The 23,309-nt window shown below is 66.9% G+C and carries 21 protein-coding genes; 11 read left to right on the top strand and 10 right to left on the bottom strand.

Going from position 1 to position 23,309, the window contains the following annotated elements; all coding sequences use genetic code 11:
* Positions 1 to 17 precede the first annotated feature (17 nt).
* The 3 genes from JKL49_RS06900 to JKL49_RS06890 are packed head-to-tail and all read left to right on the top strand — an operon-like array spanning position 18 to position 3,744.
* Entirely contained in the window at positions 18 to 1,022 is a 1,005-nt protein-coding gene (locus JKL49_RS06900; protein ID WP_215339264.1) for a type 2 periplasmic-binding domain-containing protein, read from the top strand.
* On the top strand, positions 1,022 to 2,884 hold the full coding sequence (locus JKL49_RS06895; RefSeq protein WP_215339262.1) for a tripartite tricarboxylate transporter permease: 1,863 nt from the start codon (positions 1,022 to 1,024) through the stop codon (positions 2,882 to 2,884). Before JKL49_RS06900 ends, JKL49_RS06895 begins: the two co-directional genes overlap by 1 nt.
* The gene (locus JKL49_RS06890) at positions 2,881 to 3,744 is read left to right on the top strand and encodes an SAM-dependent methyltransferase (protein WP_215339260.1); all 864 of its coding nucleotides are present in this window, start codon (positions 2,881 to 2,883) and stop codon (positions 3,742 to 3,744) included. The genes JKL49_RS06895 and JKL49_RS06890 overlap by 4 nt, the downstream gene beginning before the upstream one ends.
* Here JKL49_RS06890 and JKL49_RS06885 read toward each other — a convergent pair.
* On the bottom strand, positions 3,708 to 4,730 hold the full coding sequence (locus tag JKL49_RS06885; protein ID WP_215339258.1) for an ATP-grasp domain-containing protein: 1,023 nt from the start codon (positions 4,728 to 4,730) through the stop codon (positions 3,708 to 3,710). The genes JKL49_RS06890 and JKL49_RS06885 overlap by 37 nt on opposite strands.
* Complete coding sequence (locus tag JKL49_RS06880; RefSeq protein ID WP_215339256.1) at positions 4,727 to 7,516, bottom strand: TonB-dependent receptor; 2,790 nt, start codon at positions 7,514 to 7,516, stop codon at positions 4,727 to 4,729. The genes JKL49_RS06885 and JKL49_RS06880 overlap by 4 nt, the downstream gene beginning before the upstream one ends.
* 195 nt (positions 7,517 to 7,711) lie before the next feature.
* Between JKL49_RS06880 and grxD the strand changes: the two genes are divergently transcribed.
* Both grxD and JKL49_RS06870 read left to right on the top strand, forming a co-directional pair.
* Complete coding sequence (gene grxD / locus JKL49_RS06875) at positions 7,712 to 8,056, top strand: Grx4 family monothiol glutaredoxin (protein WP_215339254.1); 345 nt, start codon at positions 7,712 to 7,714, stop codon at positions 8,054 to 8,056.
* A gap of 6 nt (positions 8,057 to 8,062) precedes the next feature.
* Complete coding sequence (locus tag JKL49_RS06870) at positions 8,063 to 8,482, top strand: acyl-CoA thioesterase (protein WP_215339252.1); 420 nt, start codon at positions 8,063 to 8,065, stop codon at positions 8,480 to 8,482.
* Between the two features lie 62 nt (positions 8,483 to 8,544).
* Here JKL49_RS06870 and JKL49_RS06865 read toward each other — a convergent pair whose 3' ends face one another.
* Both JKL49_RS06865 and rpsD read right to left on the bottom strand, forming a co-directional pair.
* Positions 8,545 to 8,922: a hypothetical protein gene (locus JKL49_RS06865; RefSeq protein WP_215339250.1), complete on the bottom strand. Its 378-nt coding sequence runs from the start codon at positions 8,920 to 8,922 to the stop codon at positions 8,545 to 8,547.
* An 85-nt stretch (positions 8,923 to 9,007) separates the two neighbouring features.
* Positions 9,008 to 9,625, bottom strand: a complete 618-nt coding sequence (gene rpsD / locus JKL49_RS06860; protein ID WP_215339248.1) for a 30S ribosomal protein S4 — start codon at positions 9,623 to 9,625, stop codon at positions 9,008 to 9,010.
* Between the two features lie 201 nt (positions 9,626 to 9,826).
* Here rpsD and JKL49_RS06855 point away from each other — a divergent pair, with 201 nt between their 5' ends.
* A complete protein-coding gene (locus tag JKL49_RS06855; RefSeq protein WP_215339246.1) occupies positions 9,827 to 10,765 on the top strand; it encodes a class I SAM-dependent methyltransferase in 939 nt (312 codons plus the stop codon).
* Here JKL49_RS06855 and JKL49_RS06850 read toward each other — a convergent pair.
* Positions 10,762 to 12,489, bottom strand: coding sequence for an alpha/beta hydrolase (locus JKL49_RS06850; protein ID WP_215339244.1), 1,728 nt, complete (start codon positions 12,487 to 12,489; stop codon positions 10,762 to 10,764). The two genes, JKL49_RS06855 and JKL49_RS06850, sit on opposite strands and share 4 nt — an antisense overlap.
* A gap of 223 nt (positions 12,490 to 12,712) precedes the next feature.
* Here JKL49_RS06850 and JKL49_RS06845 point away from each other — a divergent pair, with 223 nt between their 5' ends.
* Both JKL49_RS06845 and JKL49_RS06840 read left to right on the top strand, forming a co-directional pair.
* Complete coding sequence (locus JKL49_RS06845; protein ID WP_215339242.1) at positions 12,713 to 14,899, top strand: TonB-dependent receptor; 2,187 nt, start codon at positions 12,713 to 12,715, stop codon at positions 14,897 to 14,899.
* Between the two features lie 112 nt (positions 14,900 to 15,011).
* Entirely contained in the window at positions 15,012 to 15,788 is a 777-nt protein-coding gene (locus JKL49_RS06840; RefSeq protein ID WP_215339240.1) for a DeoR/GlpR family DNA-binding transcription regulator, read from the top strand.
* Positions 15,789 to 15,810: 22 nt separating this feature from the next.
* Here the strand turns inward: JKL49_RS06840 and JKL49_RS20955 are convergent, their stop codons facing one another.
* From JKL49_RS20955 to JKL49_RS06830, 3 genes are read right to left on the bottom strand one after another with little or no spacing between them, the layout of a single operon-like run.
* Positions 15,811 to 17,001 (bottom strand): DUF1254 domain-containing protein, encoded by a 1,191-nt coding sequence (locus JKL49_RS20955; protein WP_249778205.1) that lies wholly within the window; start codon positions 16,999 to 17,001, stop codon positions 15,811 to 15,813.
* The gene (locus JKL49_RS06835) at positions 16,941 to 18,206 is read right to left on the bottom strand and encodes an NAD(P)H-dependent flavin oxidoreductase (protein ID WP_215339238.1); all 1,266 of its coding nucleotides are present in this window, start codon (positions 18,204 to 18,206) and stop codon (positions 16,941 to 16,943) included. The genes JKL49_RS20955 and JKL49_RS06835 overlap by 61 nt, the downstream gene beginning before the upstream one ends.
* 5 nt (positions 18,207 to 18,211) lie before the next feature.
* Positions 18,212 to 18,991, bottom strand: a complete 780-nt coding sequence (locus tag JKL49_RS06830) for an RNA methyltransferase (protein ID WP_215339236.1) — start codon at positions 18,989 to 18,991, stop codon at positions 18,212 to 18,214.
* Positions 18,992 to 19,052: 61 nt separating this feature from the next.
* Here JKL49_RS06830 and bla point away from each other — a divergent pair, with 61 nt between their 5' ends.
* A complete protein-coding gene (gene bla / locus JKL49_RS06825) occupies positions 19,053 to 20,069 on the top strand; it encodes a class A beta-lactamase (RefSeq protein ID WP_249778041.1) in 1,017 nt (338 codons plus the stop codon).
* A 235-nt stretch (positions 20,070 to 20,304) separates the two neighbouring features.
* Here the strand turns inward: bla and JKL49_RS06820 are convergent, their stop codons facing one another.
* Together JKL49_RS06820 and JKL49_RS06815 are read right to left on the bottom strand one after the other, a co-directional pair.
* A complete protein-coding gene (locus JKL49_RS06820) occupies positions 20,305 to 20,700 on the bottom strand; it encodes a VOC family protein (protein ID WP_215339232.1) in 396 nt (131 codons plus the stop codon).
* Positions 20,697 to 21,206: a hypothetical protein gene (locus tag JKL49_RS06815; RefSeq protein WP_215339230.1), complete on the bottom strand. Its 510-nt coding sequence runs from the start codon at positions 21,204 to 21,206 to the stop codon at positions 20,697 to 20,699. The genes JKL49_RS06820 and JKL49_RS06815 overlap by 4 nt, the downstream gene beginning before the upstream one ends.
* A 108-nt stretch (positions 21,207 to 21,314) precedes the next feature.
* Between JKL49_RS06815 and JKL49_RS06810 the strand changes: the two genes are divergently transcribed.
* Together JKL49_RS06810 and JKL49_RS06805 are read left to right on the top strand one after the other, a co-directional pair.
* Positions 21,315 to 22,334, top strand: coding sequence for a LysR substrate-binding domain-containing protein (locus tag JKL49_RS06810; RefSeq protein ID WP_215339228.1), 1,020 nt, complete (start codon positions 21,315 to 21,317; stop codon positions 22,332 to 22,334).
* 498 nt (positions 22,335 to 22,832) lie between these two features.
* Positions 22,833 to 23,234: a hypothetical protein gene (locus JKL49_RS06805; RefSeq protein WP_215339226.1), complete on the top strand. Its 402-nt coding sequence runs from the start codon at positions 22,833 to 22,835 to the stop codon at positions 23,232 to 23,234.
* Positions 23,235 to 23,309 lie beyond the last annotated feature (75 nt).

The raw sequence follows: 23,309 nt of genomic DNA, 5'->3' as shown, positions 1-23,309 counted from the left end.
CCGGAGACATCAAGTTCATGATCGCGGCTTCTTGGCCGACGACGGTCACCCGCCGGAACGCTATCGCCCTTGGCGCAGTGGCGGGCTTGGCTGCCTGCCGGCCCTCTTTGCCGCCGGTTACGCTGATCGTCGGCGCGGCGCCAGGGGCCGGCAATGACGGCTTTACCCGCTTGGTGGCTGCGCACCTCCAACGTCTGGGCGGTCGCTCGATCCGAGTTGAAAACGAGCCGCGCGCCGGTGGTAAACTCGCCGCCCGCAGGCTCGCCACATCGGCGGCGGACGGCTCGGTGGTGGGGTTCCTCACGCCGTCCCTCATCTACGAAAGCCTGCTCGGGCAGGGCGGAGAGGGTCTGGACCTGACCCAATTCGCATGGCTCGGCAGCATCGGCGCCGATCACAGGGTGCTGCTGGTGAACCGCCAAAGCGGCGTCACCGGCTTCGATCAAGTTCTCACCCGGCCAAAGCCGTTGATCATCGCCGCAGCGACGGTCTCCAGCCCCAACTATGTCGAACCGATGATCATCAACCACCTGACCGGCTCCAGGCTGAGAGCCGTACCAGGCTACGATGGCGGCGCACGCAATCTCGCCGTGCTGTCGGGTGAGGTCGATGGTGCGGTCGGAGGCCTCGATAGTCTCGCCACGATGCTTCAGTCCGGCGCCCGGGTGGTCCTGCGCCTCAACGACCTGGCCATCGGGGCCGGTGACCGCGTGCCGAGCCTGGCAAGCATCGCGCGCGGCAGGGACCGCGTCCCCTTGTTGGACTTGATCGAATCCTTCGCCGCCCTGGGTCGGATGTTCGCCCTGCCGCCAGGCGCCCCACACGCCATAAGGGCCGATTGGCAGGCCCAATTGAAGCGCGTGGTCGCCGACCCCCGATTTCGCGCGGACGCCGCCGGCCGAGGATACCCCATGGAGGAGGTCTCCGGCGAACAGGTCGCGGCGACGTTGCGGCGCCTCCTCGACAGGTCGACGCGTACGGTCTCGGCTCTGCGCCGCGCCATGGCCGCCTCACCCGCCTGATGCACGAAGCCCTCGGAGCGCTGGCCACTCTCTTCGGGTCGTTCGCGGCGCTCGGCGCGCTCTTGGGCGGGGCTGTGGCCGGCTTGCTCGCCGGGTTGACCCCTGGCGTGAGCGGCCGTGCGGGCCTGCTTCTCGTTACGCCTATCGCCATCGGCCTTGGTCCCACGGCAGGTTCGATATTTCTCATCGCGTTTCATTCGGTGGTGCACACGTCCGGCTCCATCCCGGCGATCCTGCTGGGCGCTCCGACCTCGGCCGCCGAGGCGGCCACGGCCATAGACGGCTACGCAATGACCCGGAAAGGAGACGCCGGCCGAGCCATCGGCGCGGCCCTCTCGGCCTCGGCCTTCGGAGGCGCGGTGGGCGCGCTCTTCCTGTTTCTCGCCGTTCCAGGGGCCTTGGCGCTCATCGCCCACATCGGGACCCCGGAGATCGCGGCGCTGTCTGGGCTCGGACTGCTGTCGATCGCCGCCTTGTCCGGGGGCTGGCTCTCGGGCGGCCTGATGGTCGCGGCTGTGGGCTTGATCATCGCCTGCGTCGGTGTCGACCCCTTCTCGGGCGCCCAGAGGTTCACATTTGGTCTTCTTGGCCTCTGGGACGGGGTCAATCCGGCCGCCTTGGTCACCGGCCTCTTCGTTGTTCCCGAGCTGACCGCGCGTGAGTCTGAGCCTTCACCACCGATGGCTGGTCAGACGCGCCTGAGGGAAGTCTGGCAAGGTTGCGTCGAGGTGGCCTCGCACGGGTGGCTGCTGCTCCGAGGTTCGACCATCGGGGCGCTTGTTGGAATGGTCCCCGGCCTTGGCGCGAGCGCGGCCGTCTGGATCGCCTACGGCCACGCCCGTCAGACCCACCCTTCGGATATCCCCTACGGCGAGGGCGCAATCGCTGGCGTCATCGCGCCCGAGGCGGCCAACAACGCTAAGGAGGGAGGCTCCCTGATCCCGACCCTGTTTCTGGGGATCCCTGCCTCCTCGGGCATGGGCATTCTGCTGGCGGCCTTCATCACCTTGGGCGTCGAGGTGGGCCCACGGATGCTTACCAGGAGCCCTGAGTTCGTCTTTCTGATGGGTTGGGCCAACATCGGTTCCAACCTTCTGGCTCTACCCTTATGTTTTGTTTTCGCGCCGCTCATGGCCCGGTTCGCGTCCCTGCAAAGACGCGCCGTTGTCCCCGTCGCCCTCGCAGCCGCCCTCGCGGCGACAGCGCTCACGGACGCGGGCGCCCTCACCGTCATCCAGTTGGCCGTCTTCTCTGGCCTGGGCCTCCTACTCAAGTCGGCCAATCTGCCAAGAGCGCCCCTGGTGCTCGGCTACGTCCTGGGCCCGGGATTGGAGTCAGGACTTATTCGTTCCGCCGAGGTGTATGGCTGGGGGGCCCTGGCTCGGCCTGGCGTCCTGACGATCCTGTCCGCCGCCCTGGCCATCATTGTGGTCTCGCACAGGGCGCGCGCCCAACCTGCCGCCGTCGCCCAGGAAGGCGGTACGGTCCTGCTGCTTCCCACCACCTATCTAGTCATCCTCCTATGCGCCGCCGTTCTGGCGACGGCGGCGGCCCTGCCCCCCACGGCGGCGGGCCTTCTCTATCTCTCTGGAGGGCTTGGCATGGTCATGGCGGGGATCACCGTCGCCCGATTTTGGCGTCGGCGATTCTCGGCGCCAACCGCACCGCCCATCGATCTACAGCTTCTTGTCCTGTTCGGAGGCGCCTTGGCGGCTACCGCGAGCATAAGTCTGCCCCTGGCGGCGGCCGCCTTGGTGGGCGTCGGCTTGGCGCTTCAGGCGAGGGTCGGCTATGTGAAGGCGAGCTTGGCTGCTCTGGCGGCGGCCACGGCCGTTCTTTGTCTTGAGGCCGTCCGACGGTGACCGACGACCCTGACCCCTCGCGAGACTTGCTGGACCCGAGCGACCTGATCGGGCTCGCCGCGGCAGGTTGGCGTCTTGGCCAGGACCGGTGCGCCGGATGCGGCGGCTATCACCGGATTTGGGGCACGCTGAGGGCCGCGGGCGTCGTTGGTGGCCCGGGTGCGGACGAAGCCGTTTTGGCCCCCCTGCTAGCGGCCCTGTTGAAGCCGGCCGATCGGGTATTCCTCGCAGGCTCGGCTGACCCAGGACTCCTGGACCTGGTGGCCAGGGCGGCTGGTCAGATCCCGCTCACCGTTTCGGTCGCGGACCTCTGCGCGACACCTCTCGCGGTGATCGCACAGCTACGCCGCCAAGCCGCGACCAGCGTGAGCACCCGCCGGTTGGATTTGGCCGACCTTGAGGATGTGGGACAGTGGGACCTGATCCTCTCGCATTCCATGTTGCCTTTCGTGCCGCCGACCCAGCGGCTTGAGATTCTCGTCCGCCTCCGCCGGGCGCTGGCTCCGGAAGGCCGCCTTGTGCTCGCCGCGCGCACCTCCGCCAACCTGACGGCGACCGAGGCCGCGCTTCATGACCAGGCTTGGACCGCCCGTGCGCGGAAAAGGATCGCCGACGCCGGCGTTCCGCTTCCAGGACCTGCCGAAGCCTTCGACGCCGACCTCGCCACCTTCGCGGCCCGGCGTCAGGGACAACTGGGAGGTTTCGAGACTGCTGAGATGATTGCCCGGCTCCTGGAGCAGGCGGGTTTCGAGGTCCTACAATCCCTGAAAAGCCAGGAAACCACACGGCTGCTTCTCGGCGGCGGGACGCACAGCCGGCAGAGCTATGTCTTGGTCGCCCGGGACCCCAGCTTCGCGTAGAGCAGCTTGGTCACCGCCGCCACGGCAGGGGCCACCGAGGCGCGGTTGTATTGCGTCTTCGGATTCCGGAAATCAGGCTGGAAGTTCATGGTCGCGTTGGCCTCGAACACCAGGATCCCGCCGTCGGGGTCGATGTAGGCGTCGAGGCCGCAGTACTCCAGGCCAATCCGTGTTCGGATTCCCTGCAAGGCGGCTCGGGTGACGGCAGGCAAAGCGTCAAACCCGCCGACGAGCATCTGCCGAGCCTCATCCTGCAAATGCGGCGTCTTGGCCATGTAGTCGCGCGAAGATCCGCCATGAATATTCCAGGCGTCAGCTACAATATGTTGTCGAACAACAACGTCATCACCGATAAAGAAGAACCGGCTCTTGCGATACAGGCCATCAAGCCGACGAACATCTACGAATTCAGTAAGGTAATACTCATGGCGCCGATCGCCATAGACCCCTTCGATCGCGGCTGCGGTGTCGAACACGCCCACCACTTCGCCGTTGTGGCTGCCAGTGCGCCGGAGGATCGCCGGGAATTGGAACCCCGTCTCCTCGGTCCGTCGGCGGACCCGGTCGAGGGTGGGGTTGCGCAGCAACAGGGTCTGGGGCGTGCGGACGCTCTCCAGGCCTGCTAAGCGGCCGGGAATGAGGTGGCGCCGGGTTTGTCGGACAGCCTGCGGCGGGTTGATCAGCGGGATGTCGAGCTCACCGGTGAACCGGTCAATGATCCTCAAGGTTTCGGGGTTCTGATCGGGATCAGAGACCATGTTCCAGAGGACATCGATCTTGGACGTATCCCAACGGCGCGCCTTGCGGAAATAGCTGGGGGCGATGTGCAGGCGGGTCCAGTCGAACCGCCCCTCGCCGCACAGGTCGAGCACCCGATCGGCGTCGTTGTTCCCTTGCACTGGGACAAGGGCGTCCTGGTTGAATTGGATCACCCGGTCAGCGTCGTTTCCGACGATGAAACCGACCCGGATCTTACCCTCGGTCAAAGGCGGACCCTGGCGCCCACGAAGAACTGGCGGCCCGTGTGCGTGTACTCTTCGGAGTTCCGACGCTCGGTGGAGATCCAGCGGTCCTCGAACTGGTCGGTGAGGTTGATGCCTTCGAAACTCAGGCTGAAGCGCTCGTTGAGCTTGTAGGTCAGCGACACGTCAACATTCAGGGTCGGGTTCTTGCCGCGGGCGTCGTTGCCATTGCCGCCGGGCACCAGGCTCAGATAGCCGTCGCGGTAGGCCGTGGAGACCCGGGCGCTGAGCCTTTCACCCTCGTAGTAGAGTGTGGCGTTCCACGACTTCGGCGAAAGGCCCACGAGGGGCAGGACCGACGTCGTCGGCGGCGAGGCCGCGGAGTTGGTGATGTAGGTCACCTTTGAGTCCACCTGGGTGTAGTTCGCGATGGCGCCGAACCTATCGAACGGGGCCGGCAGAAACTCGAAGGCGCCCTGGGCGCCGACCTCAAACCCCTTGAGCTCACCGCCGGCGGTGTTCAGCAGCTGGGTGACCAGGAAGACCGTGTCAGGCGTGTTGCCATTCGCCAGCAGGCTGGCGGGAAGGCCAGTCGCCCCATAGGCCATCGTCGCGGCTGAACTCTGGATATAGGACTGCAGGTCCTTGCGAAAAACGCCGACGCTCACCAGGGCCGCCCGGGCGGGGTACCATTCGAGGCCAAGGTCGTAGGTCGTCGCCCGCACAGGCTCCAGCAAGGGGTTGCCGATGGTCAGGGTGCGGGCGGTGTTGCTTATTGTCCCGCCGGGCGTGAGGAAGGGCAGCTGCGGGCGGGCCATCGCCTTGGCGACGCTTAAGCGAATTTGCAGATCCTGACGCGGCTCGAGGACAAGGTTCAGGGCCGGCAGGCTGTCATCATATTTGCGAGAAATGGAGACGTAGCTGGCGCCCACGAAACCTGCGGCCATGCTTGTGGTCGCCGCATGTCGGACGCCGACATCGCCGCGCACGGGAATTCCAAAGAGGCGACTTTCAAAGTCGAGCTGAAGATAGACCCCAAGGTCGCGCTCTTCGACCTGCCGATTGCCCCCCCTCTGGTTCTCCGCGCTGACGCGGAAATCGCCATAGGCGTTGACGCAGTTGCAGTAGAGATCGATCAGGTTCGCGACCTGGGCCACATTCGGCGATAACCACGTGGTCGGCGTGTCGGATGGCGCTCCAAGCCCCCGTCCGAAACCGGTGATCGGGGTGCTGATCGCCGCCACGTCCACACCGGGCAACGCCACGGCCCCATCAACAAGTCCGCCGACGACGTATCGGCGCGCCTCTGTGGTGCGGAAGCGGTAGGTCTTGAACAGCAGTCCGCTCTTGAGGCTCAGCCCCTCATTGACCTTGAACCTCGCCGCGACGCTGAGGTTGGTGAACCCGTTGACGGTCTTGTTGGGCCGCATCCGCAGGAAGGACGCATCTCCCAAAGCGGAACTCGGACTCACGATCCAGTTTCCGGGGTCGGTGACGTCAAACCCGTAGGTCAGGGCGGGCAGTTTTTGGCTGTTGGAAAAATCGTAGCCGTATCCGTCCTGATCGTAGCGGTCGATGGAGACGGTGGTCTGGACGGGATTGTCCTGGATCGAGCGTGACTGGCCCAGGACTATCCCCACGTTCAGACGCTCGTTGAAATCGTGATCGAGGCGAACCGAGACCTGTCTGAACGTACTGGAGAGTTCGTCGTGGCGAGATTCGCTGCGCACATCGACGTCGTCGAACGTCGCCTTCACCAACTGGTTCCGGCTGTCGATGAAGGGGTCCCTGACGTCGGTCTGGCTATTTCCCGCGCCGCCGTGCCAAAGCGAAAAGGCCCCCAGATAGGCCTCGTCCCGAACACCATCCATCGAGGCATAGGCCGCGTCGATGTCCAGGGCGGTGGTGTCGGAGGCCAGGAACTGGACGGCCGCCGTTACGCCGTAGCGTCGCCAGTCATAGGCCAGGCGGCCGTAGCGGGGAATCCGGGCGTGCCAAGCCGAGTTGACCGCGCTGTAGACGCCAACCGGGCTGTTGCAGGGCCCCGGCGTCTGGAAACAGCCCGCGGAGTTGGTGGGGACCGACGGGTTTTCCCAGCGGCCGCTGGAGGCGCCTTCTTCCAGGATGTGACGCGTGCTGTAGGCGACCGACAACAGAGCTCCGAGCCTGCCATCGAGCCATGTGTCCGAAATCATGGCGGTAACGCGGGGGTCTACGGTTCGCGACAGGTCATTGTATCCACCCTGCACCCCCCCCGCGAAGGTGAAGCCTTTCTGATCGAAGGGCTTGGCGGTTGTCAGGTCGACGGTGGCGCCGAGCGACCCCTCCTCCACCTCCGCCGACTGTGTTTTGCGCACGGTCACGCGGCTGAACAGTTCAGAGGCGAACACCTGGAAATCGAAGCTGCGACCGCGGTTGGCGCCGCCGGCAGAGTCCTTGCCGCCGGTGGTGGCCAGGGCCTCCAGGCCGTTCAGCCGGACGCGGCTGAAGTCCCCCGAGAGGCCGCGCACCGTGATGGAGCGGCCCTCGCCGCCATCGCGGTCGATCGCGACGCCGGGAATCCGCTGCAGGGCCTCGGCGAGGTTGAGGTCGGGGAAGTCGGCGATATCCTCGGCGTTGATCACGTCGACGAGGGCGGTCTCGCGTTTCTTGATCTCGATGGCGCTCGCCAGGCTGGCGCGGAAGCCCGTCACCACGACCTCGCCCACCTCGGCGGTCTGCGCCCGCGCCGCACTGGGGCTGAGCCCGCCCAACCCCAAGCACAGGGCCACGAGCCCCCATGGCTTGCGCCTGCGATTTGAAACGGCCATCTTGCAAATCGTCCCCGGCGAGCAGGGGGAATGGTCTGCCCGCATCATGAAAGCAAGCTTCGCCTTGGACTGTGAAGTGACTATTTTTGGAGCGACGTCCGTGGCTTGTCGCCGCGCCTAAACGGCGCAGACGCTTGACCCGAGCCTCCCGGCTCCCTAGCTCTCAGGCGAACGTTCCGACGAAAGACCCGTCCCATGACCGACGCCGCCACCGCCAATCCCGTCCACGACTTCATCAGCCGCACCGTCACCGACAATCCGGTGGTGCTGTTCATGAAGGGCGTGCCTGAATCGCCCCAGTGCGGCTTTTCCGGCCTGGTGGTCCAGGTGCTCGACCATCTGGGCGTCGACTTCATCGGCGTGAACGTCCTGCAGGACGCCTCCCTGCGCGACGGCATCAAGACCTTCAGCGACTGGCCGACCATCCCCCAGCTCTATGTGAAGGGCGAATTCGTCGGCGGCGCCGACATCGTCAAGGAGATGTTCCAGTCGGGCGAGCTGAAGCCCCTGCTCATCGAGCAAGGCGTGCTCGCCGCCTAACCAGCGGTGGCCCAACCTCTCGAACCGCCCGAAGGCCAGCAGGTCTTCGAACAGAGCTTTACACCGCAAGCCTCGGATATCGACGCCAACGGCCACGTGAACAACGTGGTCTATCTGCGCTGGATCCAGGACATGGCCACCGCCCATTGGGCCGACCGCCAGCCGCCGGAAAACCAGACCGGCTGGACCTGGATCGTGCTGCGCCACGAGGTGGACTATCGCCGCGCCCTGCTGCCCGGCGAGACCGCGCGGGCCCGCACCTGGGTGGCCAGGAAGCCCGAGGGCCCGCGCTTTGACCGCTATGTCCGGATCGACGGCCCCGACGGCGCCATGTGCGCCCAGGCGCTCACCACCTGGTGCCTGATCGATTCCACCACCGGCCGCCCCAAGCGGGTGCCGCAGGACATGGTCGACAGGTTCATCTGAACTCTTTTGCTTGTCGCGTGACGGTCGCCTGAACCGGCGGCCACTTCAGGCTGTCACGCGTCTCAGCTTCCCGGTCCCGTCCACGGATAGAACGGGTTCAGCAGGAAGAGCGGCGTACGCCCCGCCACCCCCAACTCGGCATAGGTAAAGGTCAGGTCGGTGTGGCCCATGGCGAAGGACCGGCACGGGTCCAGGCGCTTGCGGCCGAAGGCCAGCGTCACCGCATCCCCCTTCTTCTCCACGAAGAAGGCGAAGTCCTCCTTCTTGGTGCAGCCGTTGGAGGCGACCCGGATGGTCAGGGCCTCGCGCCCGGCATTGGCCGAATAGAGTGGCTCGAGCTCGCCCAGGGACGAGCCCGCGGGCGCGACGATGGGCGGGGCGGCGGTGGCGCAGCCGGCGAGCAGGCTGAGCGCCCCGATCAGCAGAAGACGACGATGCATGGCCCCACTCCGCCACAGATCGCCCAAAAGCAAAAGGCCCCGGATCGCTCCGGGGCCTTCGCAAATTCGGAAGGTCGAACTCAGATCAGGACGAATAGAATTCGATGACCAGGTTCGGCTCCATCTTCACAGCGTAGGGAACCTCGCTGAATTCCGGCTGACGGATGAACTTGGCGGTCATCGCCTTGGGGTCCAGCTCGATGTAGTCGGGGGTGTCGCGCTCGCCCGATTGCAGGGCTTCGAGCACGAGGGCCATGTTCTTGGACCGCTCACGGACGGAGACGATGTCGCCGGCCTTCACGCGGTAGGAGGCGATGTTGACGCGCTTGCCGTTCACCAGCACGTGGCCGTGGTTCACGAACTGACGGGCGGCGAACACGGTCGGCACGAACTTGGCGCGATAGACGATGGCGTCGAGGCGCGATTCCAGCAGGCCGATCAGGTTTTCCGAGGTGTTGCCCTTGCGGCGGTCAGCTTCCTCGTAGGTGCGGACGAACTGCTTTTCGGTGATGTTGCCGTAGAAGCCCTTGAGCTTCTGCTTGGCGCGCAGCTGCAGGCCGAAGTCGGAGACCTTCTGCTTGCGGCGCTGACCGTGCTGGCCGGGGCCATACTGGCGGGCGTTCACCGGGGACTTCGGACGACCCCAGATGTTTTCGCCCATCCGGCGGTCGATTTTGTACTTCGCGGAATGCCGCTTGGACATAGTAGCTCTTTCAACACGATCCGGGCCGGCGCCTTCATAAGCGAAGGTGCGATTTCAACGGCGGCGTCCAGATCACCCGTCATAGGTGTCCACAGCCGCCAGGGTGACCCGGCGGCGCGAAGGGGCGGTTTATGTCGTCGAGAGGCCACGAAGTCAACCTCTGCGGCTGGTCGGCGGCACGCGAGCGTGGCAACAGGAAGCATGGCCATCACGCATCGAGGTCCGGGCTGGTACTGGACGACCTATTGGGGGGACGGGCACACCGCCTCCTGTGCGCAGGGCGCACCCGGGGCGGCTGCGGGTCAGCTGAAGGCGCTGTGGAGCGCGTTCGCCCAGGCGAGACCGGCGGGCGCGCGGGTCCTGGACCTGGCCACCGGCGGCGGCCAGGCCGCGGCTTGGCTCCTGGCCGCCCATCCAGGGCTGTTGGTGACCGGCGCGGACTTCGCCGACCTGCCGGCCGAACGTCCGGAGGCTCCGGGCGTGACCTTTGTCAGCGGCGCGCCGCTGGAGAAGCTGCCGTTCGCGGACAATGCCTTCGACGGCCTGATCTCGCAGTTCGGCTTCGAGTACGGCGAGCGCACCGCCTCAGTGCGGGAAGCCGCGCGCATACTGGCGCCCGGCGGACATGGCCTCTTCCTGAGCCACCACGACCAGAGCGCCATCACCCAGGACTACGAAGCCCGCGGCCGCCCCTTCATCGCCGCCCTGGTGGATCGCGACCCCCTGCGGCCGGCCCGCCGCGTCTTCGACCTGCACAGGCGCGGGGCTTCGGCCACCGCGCTCTCCGAAGCCGAGGCCCGGATGCGCTCTGCGGTCGCCAAGGCTCAAGACGCGATGGCGAACGCCCCGCCCCACGCCGAAGTGCGTCGCCACGTCGCCTATCTTCAGGCGCTGGCGGCCGAGCCGGCTCGCTTCGAACCGTCAGACGCCCTATCGCGGCTCGACACGCTGGAGGCGATGATCCTGTCCTGGCGGCTGCGCTATGAGGCCCACCGTAGGGCCATGATGGATGAGGCCGGTGTCCAGGCGCTGGCGGCGCGCATGGCGCGCGAGGGGCTCGTGGTCCAGCCGCCGACCCCCTACGCGGATGGGGTCGGCGCGCTGCTCGGCTGGAGGATCGATTTCGCCAAGCCCGCCTAGCCCGCGAAGTGGGTGGCGGTGCCGGCGACCATGTACCAGGTCGCCATCAGACCCGCGAGCAACGCGCCTGGAAGGTAGCTGTCGGTGCGCCGCCAGGCATAGACGGCAAGCACCGCCAGGGCGGCCAGCACCGGAACAAACTGGATCGCCACGATGAGGGTCAGCGCCTGGGTGAACGCCGGCAGGCCGCCGGTGGCGAAGAGATAGAGATACTGTCCGCCCGTCAGGACGAAGAAGCCCAGCGCCAGCCCGCCGATGGCGACGCCGTACTGCGACCGGGGCGAACAGCTGCGGAGCAGGCCGGTGAGTCCCCGGAACGAAACGCAGGTAAACAGCGTGAAGGCCGGCAGGTAGGCCAGGGCCGCCAGAGCCTGTGAGGCGCTGAGGGGCTTGAGGGCCACGACCCAGAACCGGAAATCCACGAGGGCCAGGCCCGCCACGGCCACTGCCCCATAGACGATCGCGGCGGTCGCCACAGCCAGGAGCGCCGCGAGACCCCAAGGCTTGCGGGCCTCCGCCGGGCGCCCGCCGAGGATCGCGCCCAGCACCAGGGCCAGGCCGGCATTGCCCAGCGCCCAGATCATCAGCCAGCTGGTGATCTGCTGGGGAAAGGCCGCCGACACCGGGAGCAGCGGCGGATTGGTGAAGTTGATCAGGAAGAATGTGATGGGCGGCACGAGGCTGGTCAGGCCGAGCAGGCTCCACCAGCGTAGGTCGGCGGGGTCGGAACTCTCGACCGGCGCGCCGCGCAAGGCGGCGAAGGGCGGCAGGGCCAGCAGGACGCCGAAGGTCCCCAACAGGAAGACGAAGACGCCGATGAGGGCGACGCCGGTCGCCCCTTCCTTCCACCACCAGACCTGGTCGCTGGCCGACAGCGGCCGGCCGCCCCGTAGCGTGCGCGCGAACCAGTCGGCGGCGTGGCCGACGGCGACGGTGGAGATATGGTCGCCGGGATGGGTCACGGGCGGACTGTAGAGAACGCGCGCCGTACCCGCGGCGATATCGCCATAGACCTTGCCGATCATCACAGGCTGGCCCGTCCCGAAGGTGGCGCGCAGCTTGGCGCTGTCGCCGATGTCCGCCCCCCGACGCACACCCCACATGAGGGGCGCGAACTCGTCATAGCGGCTGAACACCACCGCCAGGTTCCGAGGCCAGGCGGTCGTGCCGTCCCGCGCGAAGGGCGCCCCCACCGAGGAGCCCTCCAGGACCATGGACCGGTATCCGTCCGGCATGGCCGCGGCGGCGGCCAGCACGGTCCAGCCGCCCATGCTGTGGCCCTCCAGTCCGATCTGATCGGGGTCGACCATGGCCAGGGACCGTAGATAGGCCAGGCCCTCCGGCCCGCCGAAGCCCTTGGTGGTCGCCGCCCCGCCGCTATAGCCGTGGCCCCGCTGATCCAGGGCCAGGACGACATAGCCGCGCCGCGCGAACTCAATGGCGAACGCGCTCTGGGTCTCGCGGGTGTTGATGTAGCCATGGACGGCCAGGATCGCGGGCGCCGGTGTGGCCGGGGTCGCCGTCTTGGGCACGTAGAGAAGGCCGCTGAGTACCGTTCCGTCGTCGGCGTTGAAGCGCACATCCTGCAGTTCGACGCCGCCTGAGCGCTCGACCCGCGCCGCCACCGCCACGCCAATCACCATCAGGACCAGGCCCAGGAGCAGCAGCCGCCATGGTGGCCGCACGCCAGCTCCCGCCAAATCCGTCTTGATTGGCGAACCCATAGCCTGCCCCCCAGAATTTTCGTTTTGAACAATGATACGAAAAATCTGAGCATGACAACGACGCGTGTCAATTGCCCATGGATCCCATCCGCAGGGCCAAAATCACGAGCCTTGGCATCCAGACGGCGATTGACAGTGCGTTTTTCGCTTCGTACCTCTTTCAGAACGAAGACAAAAACGAAGATATCGCGTCGAGAACGCGAAGCTGGGGAGCGAAACGCAAATGGAATTCCAAAACATCCGCCGTGGGCTATTGCTGGCGGCCACCGCCTTGGCGGCGGTGCAGGCCGCGCCTGCCTTCGCGCAAGCCGCGCGTCAAACGACCGTCGAAGAGGTGATCGTCACCGCCGAGAAGCGCGAGGCGCGGCTGCAGGACGTGCCGGTCTCCATCACCTCGATCAGTGAAAAGCAGCTCCAGGCCTCGAACCTGAACAGCGGCACCGAGATCGCGCGCATGACCCCGAACCTGCGGGTGTCGAACCTGGGCAACGAGGATCAGCCGAAGTTCTCCATGCGCGGGGTCGCGACGCCGGACTTCAATCTGAACAGCAACTCGCCGACCGGCATCTTCTATGACGAGGTCTATGTCGCCAGCCAGTTTCTCGGTGGGCCGCAGATTTTCGACCTGGCCCGCGTGGAAGTGCTGCGCGGCCCTCAAGGGACGCTCTACGGCAAGAACACCACGGGCGGCGCGGTGAACTTCATCACCCGGGCGCCCAGCTTCGACACCAACGGCAACCTCTCGATCCAGGCGGGCGACAACGGTTTCTGGCACGCAAATGGCGCGCTGAACGTTCCCCTGGTCGACGACAAGCTGGCCATGCGCGTGGCGTTCAACGCCTCGAAGAGCGACGGCTGGGTGAAGAACTACAATCCGGCGGGCAAGGATCTGTCCTCCATCGACAACCGCGCGGTTCGCGTCAGCTTCCTCTACCGGCCGACCGATGACTTCGACGCCACCCTGCGGCTGTTCAGTTCGCGCGCCAATCCCACCAATATCGGGACGGTCAATGTCGGCCTGCTGCCCGGCGGGAAGAACGCCTTCGGCGTCAACCCGCGGGTCAACCCGCTGACGGGCGCGCCTTTCGACAATCACGAGGGCTATTACGATCGCACAGGCGGCCAGATCAGAGCCGACGGCGACGGCGCCACGCTCACGATGAACAAGCGCTTCGGCGACCTCACGGTCACCGCCATCAGCAACTACACCCGCGGCTCATTCCTCAACAATGTCGACGGGGATGGCTCGATCGCCCCGCTGCTGGCCATCGACTTCTACGCCGACACCAAGGAATGGAGCCAGGACCTGCGGGTCTCGACCAATTTCGAAGGGCCGTTCAATCTTATCGCTGGCGTCTATTTCGGCCATGACGAGGTGGCCATCCGCACCGACTGGAACTTCTTCGCCGGCGCCATCATCCGCAACCAGCGCTACGACCAGGAGCGCGACTCCTACGCCATCTATGCCGACGGCACCTATGACGTCACCGCCGCCGACCAGCTCTATGCCGGTATCCGCTGGACACACGACAAGGGGGCGATCTCCAACTTCCGGGTCACCGGAGCCGGCGCCCCGCCGATCACCCCTCAGCCCACCAAGAGCTATGACGACTCCGCGCCCACCGGCCGCCTCGGCCTGCGGCACAAGTTCTCCGACGACATCATGGCCTATGTCCAATACGCCCGCGGCTATCGCAGCAGTGCGATCAACGGCTCGGCCCTGTTCAATCCCGCCGACATCAACGTCGCCGATCCGGAGACCCTGAACTCCTACGAGGTGGGGCTGAAGACCCAGCTGTTCGACCGCCGCCTGACCCTGAACTCCTCGGCCTTCTACTACGACTACAAGAACCAGCAGTTCATCAACACCGTCAGCATCGGCCAATCCAACGTGGTCAACGCCGGCGCCGCCAAGCTCTATGGTCTCGAGGTCGAGGCGGTGGCCCAGGTCACCCCGGAACTCACCCTGCGCGCCGGCGGCAGTCTGCTGCACACCGAGTACACCAAGCTGGTCCTCAACGAGATCATTGGCGGCGTGCTGACCCCGGTGGATCTGAAGGGCAAGGAACTGATCGAGGCGCCCCACCAGTCGCTGAACCTCGCGGCCGACTACGCCTTGCCGGTAGGCGATGACGGAGAGCTGAGCTTCCATATCGACGCCAACTATGTCGGCTCGCAGTTCTACACGCCTCAGAACCGGCCGCTGTCGAAGCTGCCGTCCTATTGGGAGAGCAATGCCCGGGTCGGCTATGGCCATGGGAACTGGGAAGTCGCAGCCTGGGTCAAGAACCTCGGCGACAACGACACGCCCGGCGGGCTGGTCGGACCCGACACCACGACCTTCCAGCAGATCTTCCTCGCGCCGACCTATCCCCGGCGCTACGGCCTGGAGGTCAGCTACAGGTTCTAGGGGGAGCGAGGGGCCGGTGCGTCGCGTCCTCCGCGGCGCGCCGGCCCTGGTTGCGCACGGGCGCCAACCCCCTCACTATCGGGCTTCACAGCGAACGAGTTCCCCAGACCCCATGGCAGGCGCCGTCGCCGACAGGCACAAGGCCATACTTGAGATCGCCCGCCAGACGGGCAAGGTGACGGTCGACTTCCTGGCGGAGCGGCTCGACGTCACGCCTCAGACGATCCGCAAGGACCTCAACGACCTGTCGGCCGACAGCCTGCTGGCCAGGGTCCACGGCGGCGCGGTCATCACCTCGGGCATCGACAACCTGGCCTATGAAGCCCGGCGCGTCCTGGCGAAAGCCGAGAAACAGGCGATCGGCGAGGTGGTGGCCGGGCTGATCCCCGACAAGGCGTCGATCTTCATCAACATCGGCACCACCACCGAGGAGGTGGCGCGCGCGCTGGCCACCCGCCGCAAGCTGCTGGTGATCACCAACAATCTCAACGTCGTCGACCTGCTGTATCGGAACCCCGACATCGAGGTGATCGTGGTGGGCGGCCGGGTGCGCCAGTTGGACCGCGCCTCGGTCGGCGCCTTCGCCGTGGAGTTCATCAAGAGCTTCAAGGTCGACTTCGCCATCATCGGGGCCTCAGCCATCGACGAGGACGGGACGCTGCTGGATTTCGACATGAACGAGGTCCAGGTCTCGCAGGCGATCATCCACAACGCCCGGCAGGTGATCCTGGCCGCCGACAGCTCCAAGCTCGGCCGCCCGGCCCCGGTGCGGATCGGCCATATCAGCGAGGTCGACGTCTTCGCCACCGACCACATGAGCAGCCCTGCGCTGGCGGCAGTCTGCGAAGCCCATGGCGTCCGCATCGTCGAGGCGGCCGCGACGGCGTGATCCCGGGTCGAAGAAACCGGACCTAGGCCGCCACGACCGGCGGCAGGCGGTAGCCGCCCTCCAGCAGCTCCGTCTTCGGCAGATAGGCGCGCATGAAGAGGGCGAAGGGGCCGGCCGGCGCGGGCAGCCAGTTGGCGCTGCGGTCTCCGCCGGGGTCCTCATGGCCGATCCAGATGTCCAGCGAGCCGTCGGGCGCCGTGACCAGACCCTCGGTGCGGTCGCCGATGGCGTAGCGGTTCAGGGGATTGTCGGTGAAGAAGAACTGCCCGTCCGGCGTCGCCTCATAGAGGCTGAGCGACCAGAAGGAATTGACCGGCAGCAGGCCGCCCGCCGGGAAGTGCAGCCGCCAGGCCTTGTTTCCGTCGAACAGCGCGCCCTTCAGGTCACCCTCGGCGCGCATGTACATGGCCTCAGCCGGCGGCAGGGCCGCCAGGCCCGAGACCGCCACCGAGGCGCGCAGGCCGTAGTCCTGGGCGAAGTCCCCCAGCCGCGCCGAGGGGTAGGACCAGCCGTCCGTGAAGCCCGCGCCCGAGAGGCCACCCTTCCGCGCGGCGGCGCGGGCCTCGGCGACGCCGGCCTCGATGGCCGCGATCTCTTCGGCTGAGAACCGCGTGGAGTCGAAGTCGGCGAGACCGAGCGGCGCAATGCCGGCCAGGAAGGCGCGGTCGGAAACCTGGGGCGGGTTCAGCGCCATCAACTTGGCGGCGGTCTCGAAATATTCGCCCCAGGGCGCGCCGCGATGGGCGAAGGGGCCGGGAAACGGAACCTCGGGGCCCTGCATGGAGAGACCGTGCTGCACCGCCTTGGCGCCCTCCACATCGTGTGGGCCGTCCACCAGAATGCGGGCCAGCGCCCAGACATGGTTGGTGGGCGAACGGACGACGTTGGGGCCCTCGGCGGCCTCGGTCGGCCCCACCAGGGTGAAGGTCCCGCCGTCTGGTCCCGTGGTGCGGGTCCCCAGGATGGCGAAGTTGTTGGTGTAGGCGTCCATCAGGGCTAGGGAGAAATAGCGCTCACCGGTGGCCGGGACATTGATCGTCACCGGGCCGTGGGACAGGTCCACCTGGGCGGTGGAATAGAAGGTGTCGTTGTTGGGCGTCGTCACCGCCCGGGCCTTGTGGTCGGCCAGCCGGCGCATGTGGCCAAAGACGTTCATCGGCGAACCGTTGGCCTGGCCGCGGGCCCGGGTGGTGGCGATCTCCACCAGCGGCAGGGTGAAGAGCCAGGCGTCGCGGGCGGCGGCCTGTAAGGCGGCCAGGTCAGTCTTCGCCATTGTCTCTCTCCCATATTTTCTTGGAGCGTGACGGTCGCCTGAACCGGTGTCCACTTCAGGCTGTCACGCTCTAGCGGCCCACCCGTTCGGCGAGGGCCTGGGAGGCCTGCTTGGCCTCCTCCCACCAATGGCTGACCATCTTCGCCCGCATCGCCGACCTTCGCAAGCCTGACGCCCTGCCCGGCCCACAGGGACAGCATCTGGGCGTCGCCTGCCTTGGCGGCGGCGGCGCGCAGGGGCTGGGTCAGGCGGTTCTGGACCGGATAGGCCGGGACCTCGTCCTCGACCTCGCGCATCTCGCGCATGAAGCGGTTCTCGATCCCGCGCGCATGGCGGCCGGTGAAGGCCCGGGTCAGCCGGGTGGGATCATCACCGGCGGTCTTCAGCGCCCCGCGCCAGGGGGCGCTGATCACGGTCTGGTCGGCCAGCAGGAAGGCGGTGCCCATCTGGACGGCGTCAGCGCCCAGCGCCAGGGCCGCGGCCACGCCCCTCCCATCCATGATCCCGCCCGCCGCGATCACCGGGATATCGACGGCGGCGCGGATGGTGGCGACGAGCGCCATGGTCCCGACCAGGCTGGCCTGGGTTTCGGCCAGGAAATGACCACGATGGCCCCCCGCCTCGGCGCCCTGGGCGCTGATCCCGTCGGCCCCGACCGCGGCCCAGGCGCGGGCCTCAGCCACCGTGGTGGCGGTGCCGACCACATAGCAGCCCGCCGCGTGCAGGGCGTCGACCTGAGCCTTGGTGAGGATGGAGAAGGTGAAGGAGGCCACCGCCGGCGCCGCGCGCACCAGGGCCGCGAACTGGCCCTCAAAGTCCGGGGCGTAGTCGTTGGGCTGGGCCGGCAGCGGCGCGCCCAGCTCGGCGTACCAGGGGGCCAGGCGTTCGAGAGCCGCGTCCACCACCTCGGCGCCCGGCGCGGCCACGGGATTGATGAACAGGTTCACGCCGAAGGGCCGATCGGTCGCCGCCCTCAGGGCCGCCACCGCCGGCGCGATGTCGGCGGGCGCAAGACCTCCTGCGCCAAGCGCGCCCAACCCTCCGGCCTTCGACACCGCCACCGCCATCTCCGGCGACGAGGCGCCCACCATCGGCGCCTGCAGGATCGGGATCGGCAGGGCGTGCAGGAAGGCCGCAAAGTCCATGACGCCTACTCCGTGTCTTGCTTGGCCTTCTCGCGGGCGAGCTTATGCAGGGCGCGGCCGCGGCCCTTAGATAGGGCGGTGACCACGCCGCGGAAGGTGCGTACCTCCTGGTCGGAGAACCGGGCGCGGCCGAGCGCCGAGCGCAGGTTCTGCATCATCGACGGCTTCTTCTCCGGCGGATGGAAGAAGCCCGCAGCCTCCAGCTCCTGCTCGAAGTGGTCGTAGAGGCCCTGCATGGCGGCGGCCTCGGCGGGCGGCGGGGCGTCGCGGAAAATGGCCGGCGCGCCGGTCGCCTGGGTCATGCGCCACTCATAGGCCAGGATGATCACCGCCTGGGCCAGGTTCAGCGACCGGAAGCGCGGATCGATGGGCAGGGTGACCACCGCCTGGCAGAGCGCGATGTCGGCGGTCTCCAGCCCTGCCCGCTCGCCACCGAACAACAGGCCCACCTTGCGGCCCTCGGCCACCTCGGCGATCAGGTTCCCGGCCGCCTCGCGCGGGGTGAGGATGGGCAGCTGCAGCTCACGGGGCCGGGCCGTCGTCGCGTAGACCAGGTGCAGGTCGGCGATGGCCGCCTCGACGCTGTCATAGACCCGGGCGGCGTTCAGCGGCCACTCGGCGCCCGAAGCCGAGGACCAGGCCCGCTCCTGGGGCCAGCCGTCGCGGGGATTGACCAGGCGCAGGTCGGACAGGCCGAAATTGGCCATGGCGCGGGCGACCGCCCCGATGTTCTGGGCGAGTTGCGGCGCATTGAGGATGATGCAGGGCGGGGAACCTGTGGACATGGCGCGTTTTCAGTCCCTTGCGCCCTGAATGGCAAGAGCGCTTTGCGCTAAGGTCGCCAACATGCGTCTCCCCCTGATCCTTTCGCTCGCCTCACTGGCCCTTTCCGCCTGTGGCTCGGGCTCGCCCCAGACGGCCTCGGAGACCCCGCGCCTGAACATGCCCCAGCTCACCACCGAGGTGGCGCAGATCGCCGAGCGGGCGCGGCCGGGCGTGCTGGGGGTGGGCGTGATGAACCTGGAGAGCGGCGAGAGCTGGGACTTCAACGGCGAGCGCCGCTTCCCCATGCAGAGCGTGTTCAAGGCGCCGTTGGGGGCCGCGGTCCTGGCCGAGGTGGACGCCGGCCGCCTGAAGCTGGACGATCCCATCATTCTCACCGAGCAGGAGCTGTCGCCCCCCAAGAGCCCCATCGCCGACGCCTATCCGGGCCGCCGCGACTACACCGTGCGCGAACTTCTGGTCGCCGCCGTCGGCGTCTCGGACAACACCGCCGCCGACGTGCTGATGAAGAAGATCGGCGGGCCGGGCGCGGTCACCGCCTGGCTGGTGGGCAAGAAGGTCGAGGAGATCCGCGTCGACCGCTATGAGCGCCAGCTGCAGCCCGACAGCGTCGGGATGGCCTCCTTCCGCCCCGCCTGGAAGGGCACGCAGGCCTATATGACGGCCTTCGCCAGCGTGCCGCCGGAGACCCGGCGCAAGGCCGTGGCCGCCTACCTCTCCGACCCGCAGGACACCGCCACCCCGCGCGGTGTCCTGACCTTCCTCGACAAGCTGGACGACGGTGAGCTGCTGTCGCCGGCCTCCAAGAAGCTGCTGCTGGAGATGATGACGGAGACCACCACAGGCCAGGACCGGCTGAAGGCGGGCTTCCCCGCGGGCTCGCGCCTGGCCCACAAGACCGGGACCGCGCGCACCGACTTGGGGATGAACCCGGCGGTCAACGACGTCGGCATCGTCACCCTGCCGGGCGGGCGGCGCTACGCGGTGGCGGTGTTCCTGTCGGGCTCGACCCTGGGCGACGCGGCCAACGAGAAGGTCGTGGCCGACGTCGCGCGCGCCGTGACGCGGGGTATTCGCTAGCCGACCCCGAGCCGAGCTCACCTGTCGGCGGCCGCGGAGGGAAGACAAGCCCCTCCACGGGCCGACGCTGGCCAACGCCCCCTTGCGGCGTCAGGTGTTGCGAGCGCCACGGCCGGCCCACGAAGGCCGACAAGTGGCCGTCAGGGTGTCGCGGAGTCCGGCGCATCCGGCCGCGCCTCGGTGACACAATATCATTTCGGGTCTGTGCGAGAGGCTTATCAGGCACGCTATAGTCTCAAGTCGGCCAGGCGCCGTTCTGCAGAACCACGCGATAGCCATCGGAGTCCTCGAAGGTCACACCCTGCCCGTCCCAATAGGGATTGAAGGCGGCGACAGGTGAGAAGCCGACCTGTTTCATTCTAGCCACGGCCGCACGCCACCGGCCGTCGTCGGGCAGGTAGAATACGATGAGATGGTCAGCGGTTGGGGCTCTCCCTGCCCGATGCGCCTGCGATCGTGTGAACTCGAAATGGTAAGGCGCACCTTCGCTTCCAAGCATCACGCCATCAAACCCCTCGTGGTCCGTGAACCGGTAGAGCAAGTCGAGCCCGAGGCCGTCTCGATAGAACGGCAACAGCGCGTCAATGTCGTCTGTCGGGCGCGCCACGCGCAGGACGGCGACGTCTGTCATGTGGACACCCGCGATCCTTGAGTGAACAGGACGCCAGCGGCGGAGCCCAAGCCCAAGACAAAGAGCACCGAAGCGATCAGGAAACCGGCCTGCGTGTGCAGGAGGGTTCCGAGAAGACCCACGACAAGCGAGGCGATCCACGCACCTCCAGTCGCCGCAGCCCACCCGCCGGAGCGGATGATCATCGCGCCCATCAAGGCCAGCCCCAAGGCGAGCACCGCGGTGCCGAAGGTATAGGTCGCAAAGGGGCCGATCCGGGTTCCGGTCCGTATCAGGAGCAAGCCGAACACGGCGATCCCAAACCCCCAAGGTCCCACCCCGCGCCGGAGCCGATCTTGAGAAGCAAACAGCCCAAAGAGGCTGAGCAGGATCAAGAGATCAATGCCGAGATAGGTCCTCTCACTGACCTCCACACCGCGAGAGACCCCCGGGACGGCCAGCCGCGCAAAAGCGCCCGCCGCAGCGGCGACGCCCGCCACCCGGAAAAGATTGCGATCGCTCGTCATGATCCCTCAAATCCAACCGCATACATTCCCTAGGCAGATGATCGCAATTCTGCACCGCAGAGAAAAATGCTCATTTGGACTGCTGCCATGATGTGAAATCATGGGGGCATGCCTTCCCCCTACCGCGCCCTGCCGCCGCTCAACACGCTCCGTACGTTCGAGGCGGTCGTCCGCAACCAGGGTTTTACGCGCGCCGGCGCGGAACTCGGTCTGACCCAGAGCGCGATCAGCCGCCAGATCGCTCAGCTTGAGCAGAGCCTGGGCGCTCGGCTGCTAATCCGAGATCGAACCAGCATCGTACTGACAACCGAGGGGCGCACCCTGCTGGACGGGGCGAGGGCTGGCCTGGACAGCATTCTGCTGGCCGCGGAGCGGATCCGCGCTCGGCGCCGCGTCGGCGTACTGGCGATTGGTGCGCCCGCGTCCTTCGCCGCGTGGTGGCTTGTGCCGCGTCTCGGCCGTTTCGCGATGCGGGCGCCGGAAGTCGAGGTGCGCTTGGCCACCGTGGATGATGATCCAGACCTTGAGCGACTGGGTCTCGACGCTGCAATCGTGCTCCGCGATGCTCGTCAGACAGCGCGGGATGACGAAATCTGGCTCCTGAGCGAACGGGTTATGCCGGTTTGTTCGCCTGGCTTCGCGCAGGACAGGCGACTCAAGACCCCGGCCGATTTGTCGGCGTGCCGATTGATCGAGTGCGAAGGGTCGGCGCCACAGCCTCCAGAGTTTGGTTGGGGCCACTGGCTGTCTCGCCTGGGGATCCCGGAACCGACGGCGCGCTGGTCCCGGTTTGGCGACGCGAGCCTTGCCATCACGGCAGCGATTGATGGCCTTGGTGTCGCCTTGGGGCGCTCGCCGATGATCGACGCCGAATTAGCGGCCGGACGGCTGATCAAGCCGTTCCCCGATAGGATCTCGGCGACGCCGCGTCAGGTCTACGCCCTGAAATGGCGTCGCCCGCCCTCTCAGAGCATGGCGGCGTTCCGCGACTTCCTGCTGGACGAGGCTTGCGGTTGCGAACTCGCGGCAGGCCCGTGCGGCCTACCCCGTTCCGATCAGGACACCCAAACCACTGCGACTCTCGGCGGAGACCGGATGGCGCTTCGGGCTCTATCAAGCAGAGCTTGAAGCAGGATCATCGGTGCGGAGGTTTGGCGGGGTGGTCGGCCCGTTTTCGCCAACAGCGATCTTTTGGCCATCGGCGACCCCAGTTCCATTGTCTGGGAATTCCGGTGACGTGTTATCAATTGCACGAATGCGAACGGGCGCGGTTAGGCGATTGATATCATGTCAGCGGACTGTTGGCCGGAACGGATGCTGGGCCGCCCGCTGTCGGCGCGCGCCCGGAGGACAGGCGAAGATCACGGACGGCGGTCAGCCTACCCTGCTGTAGACGCGGTGATTGGGTAAGGTGTCGCCGGAAACTGAGTCAGGTGTTGCGAGCGCCACGGCCGGCCCACGAAGGCCGACAAGTGGCCGTCAGGGTGTCGCGGAGTCCGGGTCGCGCCGGTGATGCGGCGGCCGGGGGTGGGGTTCGTCCGGGGCGGTTTAGGGGTATGTGTCCTTACTTGCGGACAGTCTGTTCCGCCGATTGACTCGGCCGCTCACGATTGTGGAGGTGTATCGATGAACTGTTCTCTTGTTCGTACGGCCGCGTTCGCCGCCGTGATCGCAAACCTGATCGCGCTACCGGCCAGCGCAGCAACTTGGGTCGTCGTCTCGCAAGATGGCTGGCGGTGGGTTGATACCGCCAGTTGTGACGTCAAGGGCGGGCTGACCTACTGCGCCGGTGCGGGGAGCAAGAAAAAGAACATCGCCCCGGATGTAAGCGGCACGCTGATGGGCAACGCGCCCGAGATCAATGTCGCCGTCGATTGCGCGACGGGCGAAATGGGTGATCGCCAAACGACGAACTTCGACGCGTGGGTGGCCTCCAACTACACCGTGCCGAAACAGTACGAATGGCGGAAAGGTGTCCGAGACGAAACCGAATCCCGAGAGATCGTGCGCGTCGTCTGTGGTCGATAAGAACACCCGCCCCACGACGCCGCGGGTGGGGACAGTCACGACCTAACCACCGATCCTGACACCCAGTCCACGCTG

Source organism: Phenylobacterium glaciei, assembly GCF_016772415.1.
GTDB lineage: Bacteria > Pseudomonadota > Alphaproteobacteria > Caulobacterales > Caulobacteraceae > Phenylobacterium > Phenylobacterium glaciei.
Note: the sequence above shows the minus strand (reverse complement) of the source record. Positions and strands in the feature narration are given on the sequence as shown.